This is a genomic window from Variovorax sp. VRV01 (genome assembly GCF_014852545.1).
GTDB classification, from domain to species: Bacteria; Pseudomonadota; Gammaproteobacteria; order Burkholderiales; family Burkholderiaceae_C; genus Variovorax; species Variovorax beijingensis_A.
This window is the reverse complement of sequence record NZ_JACVBS010000016.1, coordinates 51,971-75,530: the sequence shown is the minus strand read 5'-3', so window position 1 is coordinate 75,530 and position 23,560 is coordinate 51,971. Positions and strand designations below refer to the sequence as shown.

At 67.1% G+C, this 23,560-nt stretch carries 18 protein-coding genes; 8 read left to right on the top strand and 10 right to left on the bottom strand.

All coding sequences use genetic code 11. The annotated features are described in order from the left end of the window. Positions 1 to 305 precede the first annotated feature (305 nt). Complete coding sequence (locus IB278_RS24775) at positions 306 to 1,199, bottom strand: LysR family transcriptional regulator (RefSeq protein WP_192326156.1); 894 nt, start codon at positions 1,197 to 1,199, stop codon at positions 306 to 308. Between the two features lie 100 nt (positions 1,200 to 1,299). Between IB278_RS24775 and IB278_RS24770 the strand changes: the two genes are divergently transcribed. The 3 genes from IB278_RS24770 to IB278_RS24760 are packed head-to-tail and all read left to right on the top strand — an operon-like array spanning position 1,300 to position 5,309. After that, positions 1,300 to 2,454 (top strand): CaiB/BaiF CoA transferase family protein, encoded by a 1,155-nt coding sequence (locus tag IB278_RS24770; protein ID WP_145746372.1) that lies wholly within the window; start codon positions 1,300 to 1,302, stop codon positions 2,452 to 2,454. 31 nt (positions 2,455 to 2,485) lie between these two features. Continuing rightward, positions 2,486 to 3,460: a Bug family tripartite tricarboxylate transporter substrate binding protein gene (locus tag IB278_RS24765; RefSeq protein WP_145746373.1), complete on the top strand. Its 975-nt coding sequence runs from the start codon at positions 2,486 to 2,488 to the stop codon at positions 3,458 to 3,460. A 34-nt stretch (positions 3,461 to 3,494) separates the two neighbouring features. Beyond that, a complete protein-coding gene (locus tag IB278_RS24760) occupies positions 3,495 to 5,309 on the top strand; it encodes an acyclic terpene utilization AtuA family protein (protein ID WP_145746507.1) in 1,815 nt (604 codons plus the stop codon). A 188-nt stretch (positions 5,310 to 5,497) separates the two neighbouring features. On the opposite strand, the gene IB278_RS34320 is transcribed toward IB278_RS24760, so the two are convergent. Continuing rightward, positions 5,498 to 5,779, bottom strand: a complete 282-nt coding sequence (locus IB278_RS34320) for a winged helix-turn-helix transcriptional regulator (RefSeq protein WP_374710878.1) — start codon at positions 5,777 to 5,779, stop codon at positions 5,498 to 5,500. A 58-nt stretch (positions 5,780 to 5,837) separates the two neighbouring features. Continuing rightward, positions 5,838 to 6,743 carry a LysR substrate-binding domain-containing protein gene (locus IB278_RS24750; protein ID WP_145746375.1) on the bottom strand — a complete coding sequence of 302 codons (906 nt, stop codon included), beginning with the start codon at positions 6,741 to 6,743 and terminating at the stop codon, positions 5,838 to 5,840. A 107-nt stretch (positions 6,744 to 6,850) separates the two neighbouring features. Here IB278_RS24750 and IB278_RS24745 point away from each other — a divergent pair, with 107 nt between their 5' ends. After that, positions 6,851 to 8,209, top strand: coding sequence for an FAD-binding oxidoreductase (locus IB278_RS24745; RefSeq protein WP_225613149.1), 1,359 nt, complete (start codon positions 6,851 to 6,853; stop codon positions 8,207 to 8,209). A 24-nt stretch (positions 8,210 to 8,233) separates the two neighbouring features. Next, positions 8,234 to 9,442 carry a CynX/NimT family MFS transporter gene (locus IB278_RS24740; protein WP_145746377.1) on the top strand — a complete coding sequence of 403 codons (1,209 nt, stop codon included), beginning with the start codon at positions 8,234 to 8,236 and terminating at the stop codon, positions 9,440 to 9,442. Between the two features lie 109 nt (positions 9,443 to 9,551). Here IB278_RS24740 and IB278_RS24735 read toward each other — a convergent pair whose 3' ends face one another. Then, the gene (locus tag IB278_RS24735) at positions 9,552 to 10,532 is read right to left on the bottom strand and encodes a tripartite tricarboxylate transporter substrate-binding protein (protein WP_145746378.1); all 981 of its coding nucleotides are present in this window, start codon (positions 10,530 to 10,532) and stop codon (positions 9,552 to 9,554) included. 208 nt (positions 10,533 to 10,740) lie between these two features. On the opposite strand from IB278_RS24735, the gene IB278_RS24730 reads away from it, so the two are divergent. Both IB278_RS24730 and yccS read left to right on the top strand, forming a co-directional pair. Next, positions 10,741 to 11,283: a MarR family winged helix-turn-helix transcriptional regulator gene (locus IB278_RS24730; protein ID WP_225613148.1), complete on the top strand. Its 543-nt coding sequence runs from the start codon at positions 10,741 to 10,743 to the stop codon at positions 11,281 to 11,283. Positions 11,284 to 11,345: 62 nt separating this feature from the next. Next, positions 11,346 to 13,559 carry a YccS family putative transporter gene (yccS, locus tag IB278_RS24725; RefSeq protein ID WP_225613147.1) on the top strand — a complete coding sequence of 738 codons (2,214 nt, stop codon included), beginning with the start codon at positions 11,346 to 11,348 and terminating at the stop codon, positions 13,557 to 13,559. A 13-nt stretch (positions 13,560 to 13,572) separates the two neighbouring features. On the opposite strand, the gene IB278_RS24720 is transcribed toward yccS, so the two are convergent. The 4 genes from IB278_RS24720 to IB278_RS24705 all read right to left on the bottom strand — a co-directional run bounded on the left by IB278_RS24720 (position 13,573) and on the right by IB278_RS24705 (position 20,392). Continuing rightward, positions 13,573 to 14,475 carry an amidohydrolase family protein gene (locus IB278_RS24720; protein ID WP_145746380.1) on the bottom strand — a complete coding sequence of 301 codons (903 nt, stop codon included), beginning with the start codon at positions 14,473 to 14,475 and terminating at the stop codon, positions 13,573 to 13,575. A gap of 678 nt (positions 14,476 to 15,153) precedes the next feature. After that, positions 15,154 to 15,990, bottom strand: a complete 837-nt coding sequence (locus tag IB278_RS24715; protein WP_192326154.1) for a prolyl oligopeptidase family serine peptidase — start codon at positions 15,988 to 15,990, stop codon at positions 15,154 to 15,156. Between the two features lie 98 nt (positions 15,991 to 16,088). Beyond that, the gene (locus tag IB278_RS24710; RefSeq protein WP_192326152.1) at positions 16,089 to 19,256 is read right to left on the bottom strand and encodes a CapA family protein; all 3,168 of its coding nucleotides are present in this window, start codon (positions 19,254 to 19,256) and stop codon (positions 16,089 to 16,091) included. Between the two features lie 182 nt (positions 19,257 to 19,438). After that, entirely contained in the window at positions 19,439 to 20,392 is a 954-nt protein-coding gene (locus IB278_RS24705; protein ID WP_145746383.1) for a GlxA family transcriptional regulator, read from the bottom strand. A 108-nt stretch (positions 20,393 to 20,500) separates the two neighbouring features. Between IB278_RS24705 and IB278_RS24700 the strand changes: the two genes are divergently transcribed. Continuing rightward, positions 20,501 to 21,499: an SLAC1 anion channel family protein gene (locus IB278_RS24700; RefSeq protein ID WP_192326150.1), complete on the top strand. Its 999-nt coding sequence runs from the start codon at positions 20,501 to 20,503 to the stop codon at positions 21,497 to 21,499. A 48-nt stretch (positions 21,500 to 21,547) separates the two neighbouring features. On the opposite strand, the gene IB278_RS24695 is transcribed toward IB278_RS24700, so the two are convergent. Continuing rightward, complete coding sequence (locus IB278_RS24695) at positions 21,548 to 22,474, bottom strand: protein NO VEIN domain-containing protein (RefSeq protein WP_192326148.1); 927 nt, start codon at positions 22,472 to 22,474, stop codon at positions 21,548 to 21,550. Between the two features lie 86 nt (positions 22,475 to 22,560). After that, positions 22,561 to 23,559 carry a LysR family transcriptional regulator gene (locus IB278_RS24690; protein ID WP_192326146.1) on the bottom strand — a complete coding sequence of 333 codons (999 nt, stop codon included), beginning with the start codon at positions 23,557 to 23,559 and terminating at the stop codon, positions 22,561 to 22,563. Position 23,560 lies beyond the last annotated feature (1 nt).

The window sequence follows — 23,560 nt, the reverse complement described above, 5'->3', positions numbered from 1 at the left end:
CGCGTCCGCCAAACGCCGCAAGCCCGGTTGCATCATGGGGCAGACAGCATGCGGATGCTTGACGACACCAAGAAGCGTTGCACCTGTGCCCACGCCAGCGCGTTCCCAGCCGCAGCTGGGTGCGTCGGCGCGCGGCTTGCGGGCGCATCAAACCGTCGATCGAAATCGACTGGACGTTGACTTCTTGACCCGCCGAGTTCCACCGGCAGCTGTGCGGCGCCAATTCGGTCGGTCATTTCAGTGCACGCCTCCTCCGCCTGCGATGCGGTTGCAGATGCTTTGCCTTCTCCGCCTGCTCGCCTGATCTAGGGCCTCTGCTGGATCAAGGTTCTCATGAACGCCAGGCTGGCCGGGGCCAGGGTGCGGCCGATCCGGGTGACGATACCCACCGACCGGAAGGTCGCCGGCTGTCCGAGCGGGATGGCCGCCAGATCGCGCATATCGGCCAATCCGAGCGAAAGCCGCGGCAGCGCAGCGATGCCGAGACCTTCCTTCACCAACGCGCAGCACGCGGCCACACTCGGCGCGTCAAATGCCGCGCGCACCGCGAGCCTTTTCCGGACGAAGACACTGTCGATGATCGGGCGAATGCTGCTGCCAGATTGGATGCCTATGTAAGGCCTTTCGGCCAGGATGGACCACGGCGCATTGGCGCGGGCTGCGACCGGGTCGTCTTCACGGCACACCAGCATCATCGGATCGTCCTGCAGCGGCTGGTAGCGCAGCCGCTGATCCGGCGCCGGCTTCGCGCACAGGCCGAAATCGGCCCTGCCCTCTTCCACCGCGGCCAGCAACGCCTCGGCCGCCAGTTCCTGCAGCTTGAACTCCACCTGCGGGTGCTGCTGCCTGAAGGTGGCGATGGCCGAGGGCAAGAGCGCAACGCTCATGGACGGCAGCGCGGCCACGTTGACTTGCCCGCGGTACCCCTTCATGAAGTGCCCGAGTTCACTCAGCGCGCTGTCGAAGTCACCCAGCACGCGGCGGGCAATGTGCAGCAACTCCTGCCCGGCCGGGGTGATCGTCACGCGCCGGGTGTCACGGTCGAACAGCCGTGTGCCAAGCGCCTCTTCCGCCAGCCGCAGCGTGCGGCTGAGTGCAGGCTGGGAAACGCCCAGCTTGCGCGCCGCCGCCCGGAAGCTCCCCGCCTCGTCGACTTCGACGATGACTTCCAGTTGGCGAAGACTCAGGTTCAGGCGCATGCACGGTCCCAGTGATCCAATTAAGTTATCACAGAAAACCTCTCTTGAGCATTCCCATATCAGTGCCGGCTGCCTAGACTGGCCCCACAAGGAGACAGAAATGAACACTGCGGCAGCGGCCCCCCTTGCGGGCGTGCGTGTGGTCGAACTCGGCCAAGTGCTGGCGGGCCCGTTTGCCGGCGCCATCCTGGCGGACCTGGGCGCGGAGGTCGTGAAGGTCGAGCGTGTCGAAGGTGGCGACGATGCACGCCGCATGGGCCCGGCCTATCGCCACGGCGACGCACTGATCTTCCACATCTTCAATCGCGGCAAGCGCTCCGTTGCACTGGACCTGCGGTCGAAGGCGGGTCGCGCCAGCCTCGAACAACTGCTCGCGCAGACCGATGTCTGCATCCACAACCTGCGGCCGGACGTGCCCAAGGCGCTGGGCATCGACGGCCCGTCGCTGTGCGCGCGCCATCCGCGCTTGATCTACGGCGAAATTTCCGCCTTCGGCCACCGGGGGCCCATGGCAATGCACCCTGGCTACGAACCCTTGATCCAGGCGTTCAGCGGTCTCTCGAGCACCAATGGCGGACCGGATGATCCGCCGCTTCGCTCCGGCGCCTCGGTGTGCGACCAGGGCAGCGGCATGTGGCTCGTGATCGGCGTGCTGGCCATGCTGCACCGGCGTGCGCAGACCGGACGCGGCGGCATGCTGCAGACGTCGCTGCTCGAAACGGCCCTGGTCTGGAACGGGCAGAAGAGCGATGCCTACCTGAACGAAGGACGCCTGCCCGAGCGCCACCGGTCGGGCCATCCCGGCTTCGTCCCCTACGAGGCCTTCGACACGGCCGACGGGCCGCTGCTCATCTGCTGTGGCAACGACCGGCTCTTCGCCAAGCTGGCCGAGGTCCTGGACCAGCGTCAATGGCTGGACGACGAGCGATTCGCAACGAACAGGGCGCGCCTGGCGCACAAGGCGGAAATGCTGGCGGAACTGGCGCCCCTGCTGAAGATGCGTCCGCTTGCGGAATGGGTCGAGCGCCTCGAGGCCGCGGGCGTGCCCTGCGCGCCCATCAACAGCGTTCCGCAAGCGCTGGACGATCCGCAGGTGCAAGCGCTGGACCTGTTGGCACACGTGCCCGGCGAGGACTTCCGCCTCACGGCATCTCCGCTGTCCTTCGATGGGCAGCGTCCCGCCATCACCGCATCCGCGCCGCGCCTGGGCGAGCACAACGCCCACTACGGCCTGCCGGAATTCGTACCTGTCTGATCGCCGGCCCCATCGAACAAAAGGAGACCACATGATTCATCCCCGCCACCGAATCGGGCTGCTGCTTGCAGCGGCCACCTGCGCCCTGGGCCTGCCAGCCGCGCAGGCGGACACCTTTCCGAGCAAGCCGATCACGCTGGTGGTGCCTTTCGCAGCCGGCAGCGGCACCGACCAGATGGCCCGCGTGTTCGCCCAGGCGATGGGTGACGAAGTCAAGGTGCCCATCGTGGTGGACAACCGCGCCGGTGCCAGCGGCTTCCTTGCGGCCCAGTACGTGGCCAAGGCGCCGCCGGACGGCTACACGGTGCTGATCACGACCAACACCACCCAGTCGGCCAATGAGCACCTCTTCAAGAAGCTGCCCTACGACCCGGTGAAGGACTTTGCGCCGGTGAGCCTGCTGTCCAAGGGCTACATGCTGCTGCTGGTGCGCCCGGATTCGCCGTACAAGTCGGTGGGCGACCTCATCGCCGCCGCCAGGAAGTCGCCGGGCAAGCTGAACTTCGGCAGCGGCTCGTCGTCCAGCCGCGTGGCCAGCGAGCTGCTCAAGCAAATGGCGGGCGTGGACATGGTCAACGTGCCGTACAAGAGCAACCCGATGGCCATCACCGACCTCATGGGCGGGCAGGTGGACTTCATGTTCGCCGATGCCCCCACGGCGCTGCCCCAGGTGGAAGGCGGCAAGCTGCGTGCGCTGGCCGTGAGCGGCCCCAGGCGCATTGCCGCTGCCCCCAACATCCCGACGGTGGACGAAGCCGGCGTGAAAGGCTACGACATGTCGTATTGGACGGCGGTCTACCTGCCGGCCCGCACCCCGCAGGCCATCGTGCAGAAATTCAATGGCTGGCTGGCGAAGGCTTCGGCCACGCCGCTTGCCAAAGAGTTTCTGGTCAAGACCAGCGGGGAGGAGGCCTTGAGCACGCCCGAGCAGCTGGCGCAGTTCCAGGCGAACGAGTCCGGCAAATGGGGTCGCGTCATCAAGGCCGCAGGCATTCAGCCCGAATGAACCAAACCGCATCCGCCAACCGTTGGAGAGTCAGATCGTGAACAAGACCATCCGCATCGGGGGCGCCTCCGGCTTCTGGGGCGACAGCAGCGTGGGCGCCACGCAACTCGTGCAAAGCGGCCAGATCGACTACCTGGTGTTCGACTATCTGGCCGAACTCACCATGTCCATTCTGGCCGCCGCGCGCATCAAGAAGCCAGAGCTCGGCTATGCCACGGACTTCGTGTCCGTTGCCATGAAAAGCGTTCTCAAGGACGTGGTGGCCAGGAACATCCGCGTGGTCAGCAACGCCGGTGGCGTGAATCCGCAGGGCTGCGCGGATGCTGTGGCCACACTGGCCAAGGAGCTCGGGGTTGATGTGCGAATCGCCGTGGTCACCGGCGATGACGTGATGCCTTTGCTGCCCGAGCTGCGCAACGCCCAGCCACCCGTCGCCGAGCTGCAAAGCGGCGCGCCGCTACCCGCCCAGGTCGTCACCGCCAATGCCTATCTGGGCGCCGTTCCCATCAAGGCAGCGCTGGATGCTGGCGCGCAAATCGTCATCACCGGCCGCTGTGTCGATTCGGCCGTGACACTGGGCGTGCTGATGCACGAGTTCGCCTGGACGCCGCACCAATACGACGAACTCGCCGGCGCCAGCTTGGCCGGCCACATCATCGAATGCGGCTGCCAGGGCACCGGCGGGCTTCACACCGATTGGCAGTCGGTGCCCGACTGGGCCCACATCGGCTACCCCATCGTCGAATGTTCGGCGGACGGAAGCTTCAGCGTCACCAAGCCCAAGGGCACCGGGGGACTGATTGCGCCGCAATGCGTGGCCGAGCAATTGCTGTACGAAGTTCACGACCCGGCCAGCTACTTGCTGCCCGACGTGGTGTGCGACTTCACGCAGGTGCAGATCACTCGGACAGGCCCGGAGCATGTGCGGGTGACGGGTGCGCGCGGCCGCCCACCCACCGACAGCTACAAGGTCTGCGCCACCTGTCTGGACGGCTACAAGACCTCGGCGCAACTGACCATCGTCGGCTTCGACGCCGTGGCCAAGGCGCGGCGCACGGGCGAGGCAATCCTCACGCGTGTGGATGAGCTGCTGAAAGCACAAGGACTACCGCCCTTCAGCGCGACCCACCTCGAGGTGCTCGGCGCCGAGTCCTGCTACGGCCCACTCGCCAACCCCGCGGTGGCGCAGACCCGTGAAGCGATCTTGCGCCTGACGGCGCGCCACACCGACAAGGCGGCCCTGCAACTTCTCGCATCCGAGGTGGCGTCCGCCGGCACGTCCTGGGCGCCCGGGACGACGGGCATCGGTGGGCGGCCGGGTGTTTCACCATTGATCCGGCAATACGCCTTCCTGCTGGACAAGCGCAAATTGAAGCCCGCCGTGGTTCTGAACGGCACAGCGATTTCAATACCCGAGGACTCATCAGAGCGCGACATTCCATCGCGGGTAGCTGGCGAACCAGTCGCACAAGCGGTCGTGGAGCCGGCTGCGCTTGCCGCCAGCGAGACGGTCGAAGTTCCGCTGATCGCGGTCGCCTGGGCGCGGTCGGGAGACAAGGGAGACATCTCCAACATCGGCGTGATCGCGCGCAAGCCCGACTGGCTGCCCGTGCTGCGTCAGCAACTGAGCGAAGCGCGCGTGGCCGAGCACCTGTCGCACTTGATCGAGGGAAAGGTCGTGCGCTACGAGCTGCCAGGCATCGCGGCCTTCAACTTTGTCTGCGAGCAGGCGCTGGCGGGCGGCGGCATGGCGTCGCTGCGCAACGACCCGCTGGGCAAGGGCATGGGGCAGATCCTTCTGGCGATGCCGGTGAGGGTGCCCAAAGCGTGGTTCGCGGAAGCATCGTAGAAGCCTCCGTAAGACGCCTATGGCATCTACGACATACACCTCGTTCAAGACTAGCAACACAGTTTTCGGTTTTGATCTTGTAGCCTCTTCGCGCTTTTCGCGCCGCCGGCAGGCCGATTAGGCTCAACCGGGCTGCCTCGTGCTGCTTTGCGAGGCGCAAAGCGCGCGCCGCAGTCACTGTCGCAGTCTCACGCCTCCAGCCGCAGATCGAAGGCTTTCCGTGCCTCCTCGACCTGCGTGATATTGGCCAATGTCCAGCCATGCAGCGCCTTGAACGGCCGCTCCAGCGTGCGGCCGAGCGGCGTGACTGCGTACTCCACGGCTACGGGCGACACCGGAATCGCGCGGCGCAGGATAAGCCCGTTGCGTTCGAACCGCCGCAGGCACTGGGTGAGCGCTTTCTGCCGTTTCGGGCAGCAGTTTCTGGGAGTCGGCTGTGCTCCTGCACTCCCCCTGCATCTCTTAGCGATGCGCTTCGCACGGCCGGATTGCCGCAGTAGTGTTCGACGGCGGCGGAGAGTGCCGCAACTATATGACGGACCTTATCCAGGCCAGGAATGCTTCGATCGCCCCGGCCCGCGGACTGTGAGGCGTCGAGACGACATAGAAGCCATACCCTGGCAGCGCCAATGGATGCGCCTTCACGAGCGTCCCGCTCTCCAATTCCCGGCTGATGACGATGTCGCTGCAGATCGCCACCCCTTGCCCGGCGACGACCGCATCGATCGCATGAATCTCTTCGCGAAAGCTCAGATCCCAAACCTTGTCGGTGGCCAAGGCGGGATCGATCGAACGCGCCATCGCCAGCCATTGCCGCCAATTGGGAGCCTCGGGATCGCGGCTCATCCAATCGAAGTGGATCAACGGCAAACGCAGAAGATCAGCCACGCGTTGGATGGGGCCGCCTTGGTCTGCCAACAAGCCCGGACTGCAGACTGGAAAGAACCTGTCGCGACAAATCTCATGCACGGTGAATTCGAGTGGCGGCCGGCGTGCGTAGCGGATCGCGACGTCGGCAGCGCCGGAGCGCAAATCCAGCACGGCGTCCGTTCCGATGATCTCGAGCGGCACAATAGGGTTGGCCTCTCGCCACTTCGGCAGGCGCGGAACGAGCCATCGACTGGCGAAGGCACTCGGGCTGGTGACCCGTAAAGGCTTTTGCACCTCGGCCTCGGAAAGCGAGGCGATCGCGCCGGCAAGGACATCGAACCCATTGCGCAAGGCAGGGTACAAGCTGGCGCCAGCGCTCGTCAGCACCAGAGGTCGTGGGCGCCGCTGAAACAGCTGCCGGCCGCACGCCTCTTCCAACAAGCGGATCTGGTGGCTGATCGCCGTCGGCGTCACGCTGAGCTCCACAGCGGCCGCCTTGAAACTGCCATGGCGTGCAGCCGCCTCGAAGGCGTGCAGCGAGCGCAGAGGCGGCAGCTTTCTCATGCGGCCACTTTAGATGAATTTTCCTCACCTCGCAGCTGAGATCTTAGAGTTTGCGGCAGGCCCCGCCCCATGAAATCATCGCTTGCAAGAACGCGGAGGTCATGTCGATGGAACAGAAACTGCAAATGATGGATCGGTTCCGGCACAGCCTGAAGGGTGAACTGATCCAGCCCGGCGATCCCACTTACGACGAAGCACGCAAGGTCTGGAATGCGGTGGTCGACAAGCGACCGAGCGCGATCGTCTATTGCACCACCGCCGCCGATGTGATCCAAGCCGTGAGCATCGCCAGGGCCGCCAACTGTCCCGTTGCCATCCGAAGCGGCGGCCACAACATCGCCGGTCTCTCCATGTGCGACGACGGAATCGTCATCGACCTTTCCCGCATGAAGGCGATCGAGATCGACCCGGTGCGGCGCGTGGCACGGGCCGAGGCAGGTCTCAGTCTCGGCGAGTTCGACGCGGCGACGCAGGCGCATGGCCTGGCCACGACGATGGGTGTCAACAGCGACACCGGCATTGCCGGGCTGACGCTGGGCGGCGGCTTCGGAAAGCTCGGCCGCAAATATGGCCTGACTTGCGACAATCTCCTTGCTGCCGACATCGTGACCGCCGATGGCCGGCTGCTGCACGCCAGCGCGTCCGAGCATCCCGACCTGTTCTGGGGTTTGCGCGGCGGAGGCGGCAATTTCGGCATCGTCACGGCCTTCGAATACCAGCTTCACCGGATCGGCTCCGCTCTGCTGGTCGGCTCCGCTCTCCACCGCTACGAGCACGCGCGCGGCGCGCTCAAGTTCTATCACGAGTTTTCTCGCCGGGCCGGCGATGACCTCAGCGTCGACGCAGCCCTCGTCACGCTTCCCACCGGCGAGCGGGCCTTCAGCATGACGGCCTGCCACTTCGGCGACGCGAGCGGCGCCAAGGACGCGCTCGATCCGCTCGTGAAGTTCGGCTCGCCCATCGACAGCAGCATCGCGACCTGCCCATACCTCCAGGTTCAGTCCGCCGGCGACAGCCTCTTTCCACGCGGGCGCCGCTATTACTGGAAAGCGCAGTTCCTGCGCGAGATCGGGGACGGCGCCATCGACGCGCTGCTGGAGATCTATCCCAAGGCGCCGTCCCCTTCCGCACTGCTGGTGTTCCAGCAAGTCGGCGGTGCGATCGCGCGCGTCCCGCCCTCCCATTCCGCCTATGCGAACCGCGATGCCTTGTATGACTGCTTTCCGCTCGCGATCTGGGACAACCCGGCGGATGACGACGCCAATATCCGCTGGGCGCGCGAACTCTGGAGCGCTGTTCGGCCCTATTCGACCGGCGGCGTCTACGCCAACAATCTGGGCGACGAAGGCGAGGATCGGGTCCGCGCCGCCTATGGCGACAACCATGCGCGGCTCGTCGCGTTGAAGAACAAATACGATCCGACCAATTTCTTCCGCCTCAATCAAAACATCGGGCCAACGGCCTGATTCGCGGCGCGGAGGGCAGGCGCGATGCGCAGTCGCTGGACCATTCTTGCGATTCTGTTCATCACGCGCGCGACGATGGCTTTCCAATTCCAGAGCGTGGCCTCGGTTTCCTCGCAATACAGCCAGAGCTTCGGTGCGAGCCTGTCGGACATCGGCGTCCTGATCGGGGTGTACTTCGCGCCCGGCGCCGCACTCGCCCTGCCCGGTGGCGCGATCGGGCGCCGTCTGGGTGACAAGCCGACGGTCCTCGCCGGGCTCGCGATGATGCTCGCCGGTGAACTTTTAATGGCCATCTCGACCGCCTGGAGCGCCCAGATAGCGGGCAGGCTCTTGGCAGGCATCGGCGGCGTTCTCATCAACGTGCTGATGACGCAGATGCTCACCGACTGGTTCACAGGCCGCGAAATCGCCACTGCGATGGCGATCTTCGTCAACTCCTGGCCGGTGGGCATTGCGCTGTCCTTGATGCTGCTTCCGGCGGTGGCAACGACGTTAGGGCTCATCGCAGTCGACCTGACGATCGCTGCGCTGGTCGTCGTCAGCCTCGGGCTCATTGCCTTCGCTTATCGCCCACCGGAGGCAGGACCTGTTGCCATGATCGGCGACCGCGGCAGGTTGAGCCTCGCAGCAATCCGAGCGGCATCCGCCGCCGGCTTGATCTGGTGCTTCTACAACGTCGGGTTCGCGATGATCTTCAGCTTCGGGCCGTCGATGCTCGTCGCGCGAGGCTGGACCGCCGCCGCTGCGGGATCGGCGATCAGCCTCGTGATGTGGTTCGCCGCGCTGTCGGTCCCTCTCGGCGGGCTGCTGGCTGATCGAAGCCAACGCAGCGGGGCCGTTCTCGTCGGAGGTTGCGTCGCGTTTGCACTGCTTGCGCTCGCACTGTCGCGAGCTGGTCCGGTGCTGCCGATCGTCATTGCACTGGGGCTCGTTTCCGGTTTGCCGGCCGGCCCGATCATGAGCTTGCCTGCGCGCGTGCTCGAGCACAAGACTCGCCCGATCGGAATGGGCATCTTCTACACCCTGTATTACGTCGGCATGCTGGTTGCGCCGGCGATCGGTGGAAGGCTCTCGACGATGGTGGGAGCGGCAAGCGCCGCGATCGACCTAGGCGCCCTCGCACTTCTGCTTTGCCCGGTCATCTTGTGGCTGTTCCGCATGATCGCCGCCGGTCCCGGCCATCGCCCTGGTTCGAGTGCGGATGTCTTCACTGGTCAAGGGCGAACAAACTAGTCGACACCTGAAGCGTTCCCTACCCGCAGAGCCGGCGCGAGCCACAGTTTCGCCAGCGACCCGTTGATCGCGGGCGAATCGGCGCCTATCGACGGCACCTATGGACCGTTCAGGGCTGGAAGCCCGAGCGGCGCACCACCGGCTCCCATTGCTGGCGGAAGGCCTTGAGCATCTGCACGGTCTCGGCCTGCGTGCTCACGACGGGCGTGATGTAGGCGGCGTTGGCGGCCTTCTGCAGCGCCGGTTCCTCCATGACCTCGCGGATCCTGGTGGCCAGCAGCTGCACCTTGGCCGGCGGCATCGAGGCCGGGGCAAAGAAGGTGTTCCAGCCGTCGGCGTCGATCTTCATGCCGGCCTCGCGGAAGGTGGGGATGGTCGGCGCGAAGCTCACGCGCTTCTTGCCCGACACGGCCAGGATGCGGATCTTGCCGGCCACGTGCTGGCCGTAGAGCGAGTCGAGCGTGTCGATGGCGATCGGCAGGCTGCCGCCGCTCAGGTCGGCCGACAGCGGCGCCGAGCCGCCGTAGCCCTTGATCTGCGGCTGCACGCTCAGCGCGTCGCCCACCATCAGGCCGAAGAAGTGCGGCAGGCTGCCGGTGGCCGGCACGCCGAAGACGGCCTCCTCCGGATGCGCCCAGAGCCGGCCGACCAGGAACATCGCGCGGTCGAGCTGCAGCTTGTTGCCCACGGCCAGCGCGAAGTCGTAGCTGCTGACCTGCGACACGGGCACGAAGTCTTTCTCGGCGTCGTAGCCCGCATCCTTGAAGACCAGCGGCGCCACCACCATCACCGCGGGGTTGCCGAGCATCAGCACGTTCTGCGACGCGGGCGCGCGCCTGAGCTCCTTGGCCGCGAGCCGGCCGCCTTCGCCGGGGCGGTTCTCCACCGTGACGGCCACGCCGAGCTTCGGGCCCAGCCGCTCGGCGACCAGGCGCGCGATGCGGTCGGTGCTGCCGCCGGCGGTGTAGCCGACCACGAGCGTGAGCGCGCCATCGAGCGCGGGCGCCTGGGCGTGGGCCAGGGGAGCGGCACCGGCGGCGAGCGCCAGGCACCATGCCGAGAGCTTGCGCCGGGAAAGGAATGCGGTCATCGGATCTTCTTCCTGCTTGCAGTGGTGGCGACCGGGCGCGCGCAGGACTTCACGGCGACAATCGCCGGTCCACACTCGTTTCTTCCCGTGTCATTTGTTACATGGTTATACGCACGCAACAAACAGTTGATCTAATCCATCATTTCCGCGCGAGGCGCGCGAACGACACCGCCTTGACGGCCCCGACCTGATGCACGACACGCAAGGCATGCCAGCCCTCCCCGACGCCAGCGCCCTGCGCGCGCCCCGCTCCCTGGACGAGCTGCTGCTGTACCGGCTGTCGCGCGCGGTGCGCAACGCGAGCGGCATGGCCACGCGCCTGGTCGAGGGCGGCTTCGGCATCACGCGGCGCGAGTGGGGAATGATCGGCATGCTCGCGCAGCACGGCGAGATGAGCTCCTCGGCGCTGGCCGCGCACCTGCAGCTGGACCGCGTGCGCACCTCGCGCGGCCTGCGCAGCCTGGTCGAGAAGAAGCTGGTGTCGCGCCGACAGGACGAGGAAGACCGGCGCGGCGTGCATGTGCGGCTGAGCCCCTCGGGCCGGCAGCTCTTCGAGCGGGTGTTTCCGCGCATCGCGGCCCTCAACACCGATCTGCTCGCCGGCATCGAGCCCGCGCAGCTCGACATCTTCCTGCAGTGCCTGCAGCATCTCGAACAGCGCGCCGGCGCGCTGAGCGCACAGGGCGTGGTAGCAGAGAAGGCCGACCGGCGCGCGGGCGGCACGCGGCACCGCTGGCCGGAGGCGGGCTGAATCCTGCGGAGGCGGCCGCAGAACAGGCCGCGCGCTGGCACGCATCGTGCAAAACGATGGCAATGTCTTCTCTCTCCCTCGATCTTTTCCACCAGCGGCTTCGCCGGATGGCCGGCCACGCCCAGCCGCTGCGGGTGTTGCTCACGCTCGGCAGCCTGATGGCCATCGGCAGCCTCAGCGGGCATGCGGAAGCCATGATGCCGCTGTTCCTGGGTGCCATTGCCAGCGCACTGGCCGAAACCGACGACAGCGGCCGGGGCCGGTTGCGCGCGCAGGCCGTCACGCTGGCATGCTTCGCGGCGGCGGCGCTTGCGGTGGTTTCGTGGATCGACCACCCCCTGCTCTTCGTCCCGGGGCTGGCGCTGGCCGCGTTCTCGCTGACGATGCTGGGCGCGATCGAGCCTCGGTACAAGGCCGTCGGCTTTGCGACGCTCGCGCTGGCGATCTACGCCATGCTGGGCATCGACGGCAGCGCGGCCGCCCCTGGCGGCACCGGCCGGCTCGGCGAGGCGCTGTGGCTGCTGGCGGGCGCGGCCTGGTATGGCGTGTTCTCGGTGGCGTGGTGCACGCTCTTTCCGGCGCAGCCGGTGCAGGCGCAGCTGGCGGGGCTGTTCCGCGTGCTGGGCGACTACGTGTGCTTCAAGGCCTCGCTCTTCGAGCCGCTGCGCGGCATCGATATGGAGCGCAAGCGGCTGTCGCTCGCGCAGCTCAACACGCAAGTGGTGGGTGAACTCAACGCCGCCAAGGAAGGCATCTTCCGGCGCATCGGCAGCACGCGCGCGCCCACGGGCCGCATCGTGCGCTACCGCGGCCTCTACCTGATCGCGCAGGACGTGCACGAGCGCGCGACCTCCTCGCACGAGGACTACAACGCGCTGGCCGATGCCTTCTTCCACAGTGACCTGCTCTATCGCTGCCAGCGCGTGCTGGCCCTGCAGGGCGAGGCCTGCCGGCGGCTCGCCCTGTCCATCGAGCGGCGCGAGCCTTTTGCCGCCGATCCCGCCACCGGCCACGCGCTCGCGGAACTGCAAAGCGCCATCGATCACGAGCGCGCGCAGCTGCGCGAACCGCGCCGGGTAGCGCTGCTCGCGTCCGTCGAGGCCATGGCGTGGAACCTGGCACAGCTCGAGCGGCAGCTCGCCGGCGCCACCGAGCCATCGGCCCGGGCCGGGCGCGCCGACATGGGGTTGTTCGACCGCTCGCCACGCTCCGGACGCGAGATGGCGGAACGCGTGCGGCGCCAGTTGACGCCGCGCTCGGCGCTGTTCCGCCATGCGCTGCGGCTGGCGGTGGCGCTGGTGGCCGGCTACGGCGTCATGCTGCTGATCCACCCGGTGCGCGGCTACTGGATCCTGCTGACCACGCTGTTCGTCTGCCAGCAGGCCTGGGGCGACACGGTGTCGCGCGTCGGCCAGCGCATCGCCGGGACGGCGCTCGGCGTGGTGGCCGGCTGGGCGCTGCTGGTGCTCTTTCCGCAGCCCTGGGCGCAGTCGCTCCTCGCGGTGGCCGCGGGTGTGTTCTTCTTCGCCACGCGCGCGACCCGCTACCTGCTGGCGACGGCCGCCGTCACGGTGCTGGTGCTGATGTGCTTCAACCAGGTGGGCGACAGCGACGCGCTGATGGTGCCGCGCCTGATCGACACCGCCATCGGCAGCCTGATCGCCGCGCTCGCGATGCTGCTGGTGCTGCCGCACTGGCAGGCGCGGCGCTTCAGCGATCTGGCGGCCGCGGCGCTGCGCAACCATGCGCACTACCTGCGGCAGATCGCGGGCCAGTACCGCTCGGGCGCGCGCGACGACCTGGCCTACCGGCTAGCCCGGCGCAACGCCCACAACGCCGATGCGACGCTGTCCACCGCCGTGTTCGAGATGTTCCGCGAACCCGGCTTCGTGCGGCCGCGCGCGGGCACGGCGCTGCGCTTCCTGATCCAGTCGCACACGCTGCTGAGCTACCTCTCGGCGCTCGGCGCGCACCGCGTGGCGCTGCCTGCGCCGCAGCAGCTGGAAGCGCTGCGCGCGGAAGCCGAAGGCGCCGCGGCGGCGCTCGATGCGCTGGCGTCGTACATGGAAGGCGGCTCGCCGGATACCGGCGAAGCGAGCGCCGAGCCCGTGGATCCTGCGCCGCCGGAAACAGTGCCCCAGGAAAGCGATGCCAGCGGTCACGCGGCGAAGCTTTTCCGCACCGAGCTGGCGCTGGTCCGGCAGCAGATCGAGGCGCTGCGCGAACAGGCCGGCCGATGGCTGCAGCCGCAGCCGGACGACGCGCCCCGCAACTGAGCGACCGAACCGCTCAGCGCAGGTCGAACAGCGCGGCCGCGTTGCCCCAGGCGATGCGCCGCGCCACATCGGGGGGCAGGTCGCCGAGCCAGGTGCGGTAGCCGCGCATGATCTCGTCGTAGGCGCTCCAGCGCTGGTTCACCCAGGTGTCGGAGCCGATCATGAAGCGCCCCGGGTACTTGAGGATCAGCGCACGCCACTCGGGGCACAGCCTGCCGCCCTCGCAGGTCAGCCCGGGCCGGTACGAGAGTTCGCCCATCAGCAGCGGATAGCGTTCCAGCAGTGCCTGCACCCGCTCGATGGGCGCGCCGCCGATGCCGGTGTGGGCCCAGATCAGGCGAAGGTCCCGGCCCTTCGACGGCGCGTTGGCCATCAGGAGGTCGACCGCCACGTCGTCGACATGCGCGAGCACCGCGAGCTTCTGGCGCTCCGCCAGCGCGATCAGCTTCTTCGCCACCGGGCCATTCGCATTGGCGCTGTCGTACAGGTGGAACTCGCCGAGCCCGCGGTAGGGTCCGCTCGCGGTGCCACGCGCCAGCTCGGCCTGCACCATGTCGTGGATGGTCTCGTCGCGGAACCAGTTGCTGTAGTCGTCGCGGTTGCGGTACAGCCGCACGAAAGGCACCACGGTCACGCCTGCGTCGCGGGTTTCGCGCGCGGCAGCCAGCGTTTGCGTGCCTGCGTTGGGCCGCGAATTGGCAATGATGGCCGTCACATTGTTGCGCTGCATGCGCGCGATCGCCTCGGGGGGCGGATAGGGGCCGGTGTTGCCGTCCCAGGCTTCCTGGTTGTAGTGCAGGTGCGTGTCGAACAGCGGGCCGGCGTAGGGCGACGGGTTCTCCGCAGCCTGGGCGTGGGGCGCCACGGCGAAGCAGGTGGCCAGGACAAGGGCCGCGACGGACGTAGCGGTTTTCATGTGTTTCGTAAGGGTGGAACTCCGCCCATTTTGAACCTGCCGAACGGAGCGGCGAGACGATGCCGAAAAGCCCGAACCCGGTTCGCTTCCGAGATTGGCTGATTTCAAGGTCGATCCAGAAAGGCTCCAGGCCCACTTTCTGGACCGTCTAGCAATCGAGCGAAACGGCTGATCAGCCATCGCTGACTCTGCAAGCACCTTGACGCCTTCGAGGACGACTGGGAGAACGCACGTACGTTCTAAAGTTCGTGTTTCGAGAGACGGGCAACCGCTGATTGATTCGACCAACCTGACAGTCGGTGTCCCGAAAAATCGAGGCCTGAAGCAGCCATTCGTGGTCAGTCTCACCGTGGACTCAGCGCTGGTGATGCAGTTTTGAGCGCGACATCCGATTGGTCGAAGGGAAGCGGAGTAAAAAAGAGCCGGTTGGGCGCTACTTCTTCAAAGCATGTTCACTCGAATTCATCCAATATGTGGGCCATGAGTTCAATGCGGCAAGCACATTGCTTTAAGGCTTTGGGATTACAAAATGCGGGCCGGCTTCAAGTAACTCGCGACTCGCGCGCCGACTGGGCTTTTATCTGAACGATCAAGCAGAATTCATTGCTGCGCCCCGCGTTGCTCCCGCAGAGTGGCATTGGTGCAGGGCCCCTTGAGCTCCGGCCGCCTTCGTTCGCTCTAGTCGCCTCGCGCGCAAGCCGCAGCCTGGCGAAACCCTGCCTCCTCGCGCATGTCGTGATATTCCGGCGGCCTGCCCTCGGCTTGTCGCACTTCAGCCTGGTGCCCGGCTCGCTGCAGCGCATTGGCGAACTCAGCCTGCAGCACGAAGGGCGTGACGGTGTCACGCGGGTCGCCAAGCACATATACCGTTCGACGCGGGTCGTGCACCACGCCGGCCACATGCGCAAGGGGGTCGTACATCGCACGCGCGAGAACCTGTCCCCGCTCGACCGAGGGTGCTGGACCGCCCTGGATGCGGTTGATGCGCCAGCGCTCCAGGTAGTCGAAGGCCGCAGAGGTGATGACGGCGCACCGCAGGTCGGTCCGGCCCATCGTGAGCATGGCGGCCGCCGCTGTCGCCCCCCCGCTATGGCCCCACAGCACCAGGCGCCCGATACCATGGCGGCGTCGCAGCAGATCCAGCCCCGCGTACAGAGGTTCAAACTCCTCGGTCATCCGGCGGCGCAGCCGGTGGTCACCCGAAGACCCATACGTGCCAGGACGGGCCAACATCACCACGGGCACAGCGGCTTGGCGCGACAGCCGCTGCATGGCCGCTATCTGCGCCTGCGCCGTGTTTGCCGGAATCTGGTCGGGTGGCACGCGCAGCAGCTTGTCGCGATCGCCCGTGAGGTACACGATGGCTGTGCCCGCGCCCTGCAGGCCCGCCGATGCAAAGTAGCGAAGACACACATTGCCGCTGGCAAGCGGCAACCACAGATAACTCTCCTCGTCCGGGCACGCGTCGCGGCTCGCTCTCTGGCTCCAGGGCAATGGCGCATCGGGTGCCAGCAAAGCCCATGCGGGGCCGGGGGCCAACCAGGTTGAAAGAGCGGCGCATGCCAGGCGCAGCAGGACGGGAAGAAGAGATGAGGGTTGACCCATAGCAAAACTCACCGTGGCGTCGTCTGGCACAGCGCCTGAAGTCTCGGAAAGACTTCGCCAAAGTCCGAGTCGCGGCGCGAACCCTTAATCAATAGCGCATCGCCGTCTTGCAGATGCGCATGCAGCCATCGCGCCATCGCGTCAGCGGTTTCGAAATGCGGTCCCAGGCGTTCAGGCGGTAGCTCGTCGCGCATGTGCAACATTTCTTCGCCATGGGTCAGTACCAGCTCGACGCCGTTCTGCAGAAGAGGCTTGGCCAGGCTGCGATGGAGCTCCGCAGCCATGTCGCCCAAATGCACGATGCGTCCCAGCGCGGCCCACTTGCGGCTGCTGCGCTTGAGCGCCAGCACGCCGAACGCGTGGACCATGGAAGCGACCTCTGCGTTCCAGCTGTCATCAAGTACGTCGGCACGCCGACCGTCCCAGGCCAGGCTGTGCCATTGCAGCCGGCCCTGCGAGGAGGCCATGGCACCCAGGCGCGCCATGCCGGCTTCCACGTCACGGCCCATCGCATGCAGCACCGATGCCACGGCCAGGGCGTTGGACACCATGCCCTCGCCAGGTATGGGCACATAGAAGCGGAAGATCCCGGCGCCAATCCGAATGGTGGCCCAGGAGCCATCGGGGCTGGCCTCCACATCTGTCAACCGCACCTCGCAGTCGACGCCGCGTCCGTAGACGATGCTGCGACTCGCGTGTCGCCGCGCCTGAGCCCGGACTTTCTCCAGGTGCGGCAGGTGATCACCGAATACCGCGACTGCCGCACCCTCGAGACCGTCGAACACGCGTGTTTTCCACTTCACCACGTCCTCGGTCGAGCGCACAAGCCGTTGGGTCTGCGAATGGGCGATGGCCGTGATCAGCGCGATCGTTGGGCGCACTTGGCGCGTGACGGGGCCGCGGTTCATCCAAAGTGCGCTCTGCGCCACCTCGACGACGGCGGCCTCATGGTCTGGCGCAAGGCTGGCCAAGGTGGTGGGAGCGCCCACGCGCGAGTTGTAGTTGTCGATGCTGCCCAGCACACGTTCAGGGCCCCCGAGGGCCTGCACCAACATGCCCAGCGTGCTGGACTTACCCACCGTGCCTGTGACGGCAACGACCTCGCCGCGGTAGCGCGCGCGGGCCGCGAACCCCAGCTCCATCACCGCGCGGATCGGGTCATCGACCAGCAGCAGCGGCAGGTCCGGCGACAGCCCTGGCACGGGCCGCGACACGATGGCGCCGGCAATGCGTTCTTGCAGGCCGGGCAGCAACAGGTGTCTGTCCTGCGAACGGGCGGGCGGGTTGGTGTGCTGCTCATGGCGCATGCGCTGCGCCGTGGTGTTGGCCACGAAAAGCACCGGCTGCTGCCGGAGCGCCACATGGTTGGCACCCGAGACCACCGATCGCACAAACCAGCCTCGCGGCGGTTCGACAAGCCATCGTCCGCCCGTGATGGCGGCGAGTTGGGCCGCGTCCCAAGTCTGCCCGGGCACGCTGCGCAGCAGCGCCTCGTCGAACGCCGTGCGGTATACCTGCGGTGCAGAAATCTCTGCGGGCGGAAGATGCGCTGGCGGCGCGGCATCGGGCCGGCCGGGGATCGCCACATCGATGAAATGGTCCAGGTCGTGTACGTACATCCGCTCAAGCCCCTGCACGAGGGCCGCCTGCAGCTGCAGGCGGCCGTTGAACAGCTCGCTCAACGGTGGCGGGCGAAGCGGACACAGGTCCACATAGATCTGCCCCGGCTGCCAGCGACTTGTCGGCCAGAGCCAGTCACAGGGATCGTGGTCCATGCCCAGGCCCCAGTGCTCGCGCTTGTGCGGCCCCATCGGCACCGCGCGCAAGTCCAGCCGCAAGTCATGCTCCACCGGCGCATCGCAGCACCAGTAGCTGCGCAGCCAAAGGCTTTGTCGCTTGGTGAGCGGCGTTTTGGACTCCACACTCAGGCCCAGCAGGCGCAGCGGGCCAAACTGCAGTGGCCGGGTCAGGCGCGCTTCGGTGGGTACCTCCTGCACTGATGCATCGTCCGGCATCGGCTGCGGTGCGCGGATGGCGCGCAGGTCGTAGCCCGCGGGAGGCGGCAATGAGCGCCTGGCGCGCGCCGGGCGCGCGGGCGGCGCCAGTTCAAGTGAAGCGGTGCCGTCCTCGCGCAGCAGCAATGAGGTGCCCATGGCGTCGCACAACCTGGCGTAGCGTTCCGCCGCCGCGCTGCGGGCCTCGCCGGCCAACTCGGTGCTTTGGCCGAAGCCAACCTTCACCGGCACGAAGACGACGCGCTCAACACCGCCGGCGCCGATCTCGAGCTCGAACACGCCGCCGACGCCGCCGTCGTTGCGCTTGGCGTCGAAAAGCAGATCGCCAGCATCGAAGATGATCGGGCGGCCCTGATGCGTGCCGATGCCTTGCAATCTGTGCGCAGAGGCGCCCAGTACCGCGTCGGCACCGATTTCGATCAGTGTCTTTCCCAGCGCGACCTGCGCGGCCGCAGGTTCGTCTCGACGGTTGTCGCCCCAATGCACCGCCACCAGCACTACGTCTGCTTGTTCACGGGCCTCAGCGATGCGGGGCCCGAGCATGGCCCGCCAAGCTTCAGGATCGGCCAGAGGCAGGTGCGCGCAGCCCGGCGAAGTGGGTCCGGCCGCAAAGCGCCGCTGCGTGCTGTCGACAGAGAACACCGCCACCGTGAACGGCCCGGCCGACGCCAAGGCCGGACGCAGCGCCTCGTCCGCATTGCGACCACTGCCGCATTGAGCGATGCCCGTGCGCTCAAGCCACTGCAGCTGTTCCAGCACGGCTTGCGGGCCATAGTCCCCGGAATGATTGTTGGCAGTGCTGACCATGCGCACACCCGCTGCGGTAAGCACCTCCAGCATGGCCGGCCGGGCGCGAAAGTAATACGGCCCCCCTTCGCCCTTGGCTACGGCGCGGTGACCGCCGGTCGCCACCACGCATTCCAGATTCACAATGCTGAGGTCGGCCTGTGATATCGCACGCACTGAAGTCAGCGCTCGCGACATGCCCAGACGCGCTGCGATGTAGTGCTGACGGCGACCCAGATTCACGTCGCCACCCCATAGCACCACCGGCCCTTTGCGAGGGGAAACGGGTGTGCATGCGAAAAAATCTGGCACTGCAGCAACACTGCCGGTAGCCAAAGGCGCCGACGCCGGGTGTGCAGTTAAGAAATGGTTCATGCCGGCGAGCTCGGAAAACGAGCCGGAAGGTCACACCCTGAGAATTTATCAGTCCACACACCGATGTTCCATGAGGTTTCGTAAGCCTGATCTGGATCCGCAGCCACACGCTGCATTTCCGATCCTAGCGGGGATCAAGTGCAGCGCATCCGCGGCAGGCATGACGGCGCCGCACTCCGCCTTCATTTCGCGAATCGCCTTCGATACTCCACGAGGCTCACGCCAAGGCGCCGGCCGAATGCGCGCCTGAAGCCGTCCACGTTGGCATAGCCCACCTCGTCGGCCAGGCGCTTGGCCGGCAGCTGCGACTCCTCGGCCAGGCGGCGGGCGGCATCGATGCGGGCGTTCTCGACGAACTCGGCCGGCGTGGTGCCGGTCTCGCTTCGAAAGATCCGCGCGAAGCTGCGTTCGCTCATGCCCGCCAGCGCGGCCAGCGCCGGCACCGACAGGTCGTCCTTCAGGTGCGAAAGCACATGGTCCTGCACCTGCCGCACGCTCGAGCGCTCGGAGGTCTGGGCCGCCAGGTGGGCGCTGAACTGGCTCTGGCCGCCCGGGCGCTTGAGGAACATCACCAGCTCGCGCGCCACGCGCAGCGCGAGTTCGCGGCCGTGGTCCTCCTCCACCATGGCGAGCGCCAGGTCCATGCCCGCGGTCACCCCGGCCGAGGTGAAGAGCTTGCCGTCCTTCACGTAAATCGCGTCCGGCTCGACGGTGGCCAGCGGATAGGCGGTGGCCAGCCGCGCGGTGGAGTTCCAGTGCGTGGCCACGCGCTTGCCGTCCAGCAGCCCCGCGGCCGCGAGCACGAAGGCGCCGCTGCACACCGAGCCGTAGCGGCGCACCGTGCGCGACTGGCGCCTGAGCCAGCCATGCAGCGCGGCATCGCCGGCCGCGGTGCCGATGCCGGGGCTGCCGGCCACCAGCAGGGTGTCGATCGGCCCGCGCTGCGTGGCGACCGTGGCGTCGACGGCCAGGCGCACGCCGCTGCTGCTCTTGAGCAATCCCCCCTCGGTGCCGATCACCTGCACCTGGTAGGCACGCGGCCGGCCGAGCTGGCGCGCCGCTTCGGCGAACACATCGGCCGGCCCGGCCACGTCGAGCAGCTGGACACGGGGAAGGGCAAGGATGGCGACGCGCATGGCAGTGAAAGCTCTGTAATTGGCAGAAAACGCCGTGCCGCGGCATCCGCAGCGCGGGCAGTTTGGCAGAAACTATCCATACCAGCAAATTCAGCCAACGAGCCCATCATGCAGAACGAGTCATTGAATCCGCCCTTTCCGGTTTTCTCCCCCACCAGCGAAGCTTCGCTGCGCCACCTGCCCGTCAACCTGTTCGGCTCGGTCATGGGCCTTTCGGGGCTGGCGCTGGCCTGGCGGCTCGCACATGGCAGCCTGGGTGCGCCCGCCTTCATCGGCGAGGCGATCGGCGCCTTTGCGCTCGGCGTCTTCGTGCTGCTGGCGCTGGGCTACGCCGCGAAGCTGGCCAGGCATCCACAAACCGTGCACGCGGAATTCCACCACCCGGTGACCGGCAACTTCTTCGGCACCATCGTCATCTCGATGCTGCTGCTGTCGGCCGTCATCGCGCCCTACAGCGCGCCTGCCGCGCATGCGCTGTGGACGCTGGGCGCCATTGCGACCTTCGCGCTCAGCCTGGTGGTCGTCTCGCGCCTGCTCAAGGGCCGGCTGGACGCCGCGCATGCAGTGCCGGCCTGGCTGATTCCGGGCGTCGCCACGCTGGACATCGCAGTCACCGCGGGTCATGACCCGTCCATGGCCTGGGCCGCGGAGCTCAACTTGCTGGCGATGGCCGTGGGCGCGGTGCTCGCGCTGGTGCTGCTGGTGCTCATCGTCGGCCGGCTGGTGCACCAGGCCCCGCTCGCGCCGGCAATGACGCCCTCGCTGATGATCCTTGTGGGGCCGTTCGCGGTCGGCTTCCTCGCCTACACGAACGTCACGGGCAGCATCGACCGCTTTGCCGCGCTGCTTTTCTACTTCGCGCTCTTCCTGTTCGCGGTGCTGGCGCCGAAGGTGTTCCGGCCGAGCATCAATTTTTCCGCGGGATGGTGGGCGATCGGCTTTCCGATGGCCGCGCTGGCCAACGCGGCGCTGAAGTACGCACAGCTGCGGGGGACCGCGCCACTGTGGGCCATTGCGCTCCTGCTGCTGGGGCTGCTGAGCGTGGCGCTGGCGGTGCTCACCGTGCGCACCCTGCGCATCGCATTCAACGGCAAGCTGTTCATGTGAGCCAGGGCTTTCCCGGCGCGCTGCCGCCACGAAAGCAGCGGCTTCCCGCTAGTCCAGCGGCTCGAATCCCGGCGCCTGTTCCATTTCGGAAGGCTTGTAGATCTTGTGCTGCGCCGCGGTGCCGATGGCATCGGCCACCACCAGCAGCCGCCAGAGCGGCTCGCGCGCCGAGCTTGCACGCTCTTCGCTCGTGAGCCGGAAACTGGGCACGCCCGTGGACGTGCCCTTCACCACCACCCTGAGAAGCGTGGCGCCCTTCGCGTTCGACACCTCGAGGTCGTAGCCGAGCTTCCGGCTGGTGACGTCCTCGGCGTTGTAACCGTAGCCCTTGAAGTGGCGCATCACGTAGTCCATGGCGGCGGCCTGGACCTCTTCCCGCGAGGCCGACCGCTCGGCAGCCGCTGCGCCCGCGTCGCCGGCCGCAGCGACCGGCACGCTGCCCCGCGCCTTGGCTGCCTGTATGTCGGCTTCGCCGGGCACCCAGCCGCGCGCACCGCGCACCAGGACCGCGAGTTGCTGGTCGGAATCCCAGGAGGCGACATGCCATTCGGCGTCGTCGCGCACCCGCGTGGAGACCTTCGCGCTCTTGTTGCTCTCGAGCTCGGCAATGGCAACCCGGTTGGTCTGCAGCACGGCGCGAAAGCCCTGGCCTGCATCGACGGTGCGCTTGAGCAGCGCACGGCGGTCCTTGGCGCGCTGGATCTGCTGGGGGCTGCGCACGCCGCCGCCGACGCGGTGCTGCGTGTCCAGCGACTCGAGGCAGAACCAGCGCCCATCGGCGCCGATGTTCACGAATTCGGCCCAGATGGTGGCAATGACGTTGTCGCCCGTCGCGAGCCAGGCGTGATCGAACGGCTTTTCCCGCGCATCGAAGACACCCATCTTCGCGACGATCTCGACCGGCGTGAGCCGCGGTCCTGACAACCGCATCTCATCGATGACGGCGAGCACTTGGGGGTCGACTTCCTTGTCCATTCAGCGGGGTCTCTGGCGAGTTCGGGGGGTGGGAAGTATGCCGCATCGGATGCGGGCCGGCACGCGCGGCGGTCAAGGCCACGCCGCTAGCTTCTTGCCGGCTTCTTTTTCACGCCCTTGCGTGCAGGCCGCTGCCGCAGGCCCGAACTCGTGCCCCGCAACGGCCGGGCCGGGGCCACGTCGTGCTGGCTCGCCCGCAACCTGAAATCGCAGGTCTTGACGGCCAGCTCGACGATGCGCGCCAGTGCGGGGCTGGAACTGTCGCTCCGATAGACCGCGCTGTAGACCAGCGGCGGCGGCATCGGATCGCTCTTCACGACGCGCAGCACACCATTCTTGATGTCCGGGCGGACATAGTCGAGTGCAAGCTGGCTGATGCCGAAGCCGCTGATCGTCAACTCGCGCAGGACCGTCGTGCTGTTGGTGAGCAGGACCTTGCCGAAGCGGAAACCGTGCTCCGCGCGCCAGGCCTCGTAGAACTTGTTCTTCGAAGCGCCGGCGGGCTGCTCGATCACCGGATAGTCGGCAAACTCGTGCGGCGCCAGGGCCCGTTGCGGAATGCCGAGCCTCGGGCTCGCGATCCAGGCCTGGTCGACCTGCCCGACCTTGATCGATTCGAACGCCTGGCCCCAGTAGGTGCCCGGCATGATGGACAGGTCGAGCTTGTTGGCTTCGAGGCGCTCGAAGAGCGTCAGCCCCGCGTCCACCACCGGCTCGAGCGTCACCTGGGGGTGCAGCTTCTGGAGCAGCTGGATCAGGCGCGTGAGCCACGTCATCGCAATCAGTTCCGTCACGCCCACGCGGAATGTGCCGCGCAGCGTCTTGTCCACGCTGATGTCGTGCTGGATGCGCTGCCACAGGCGATGGGCCTCCTCGGCCAGCGGCAGCAGCTCGCGGCCGGCCTGGGCCAGCTCCAGCCCGTGGGAAGTGCGGTGCAGCAGGGTCCCGCCCAGCGACTCCTCGAGTTCGGCCAGGCGCTTGGAGATGGCCGACTGCGTGGTGTGCAGCTTCACCGCCGCCGCGCTGAAGCTCTGGAGCTTGGTGCTGAAGAGAAAGGCCTCCAGCTGCTTGAAGGTGAAGTTCATT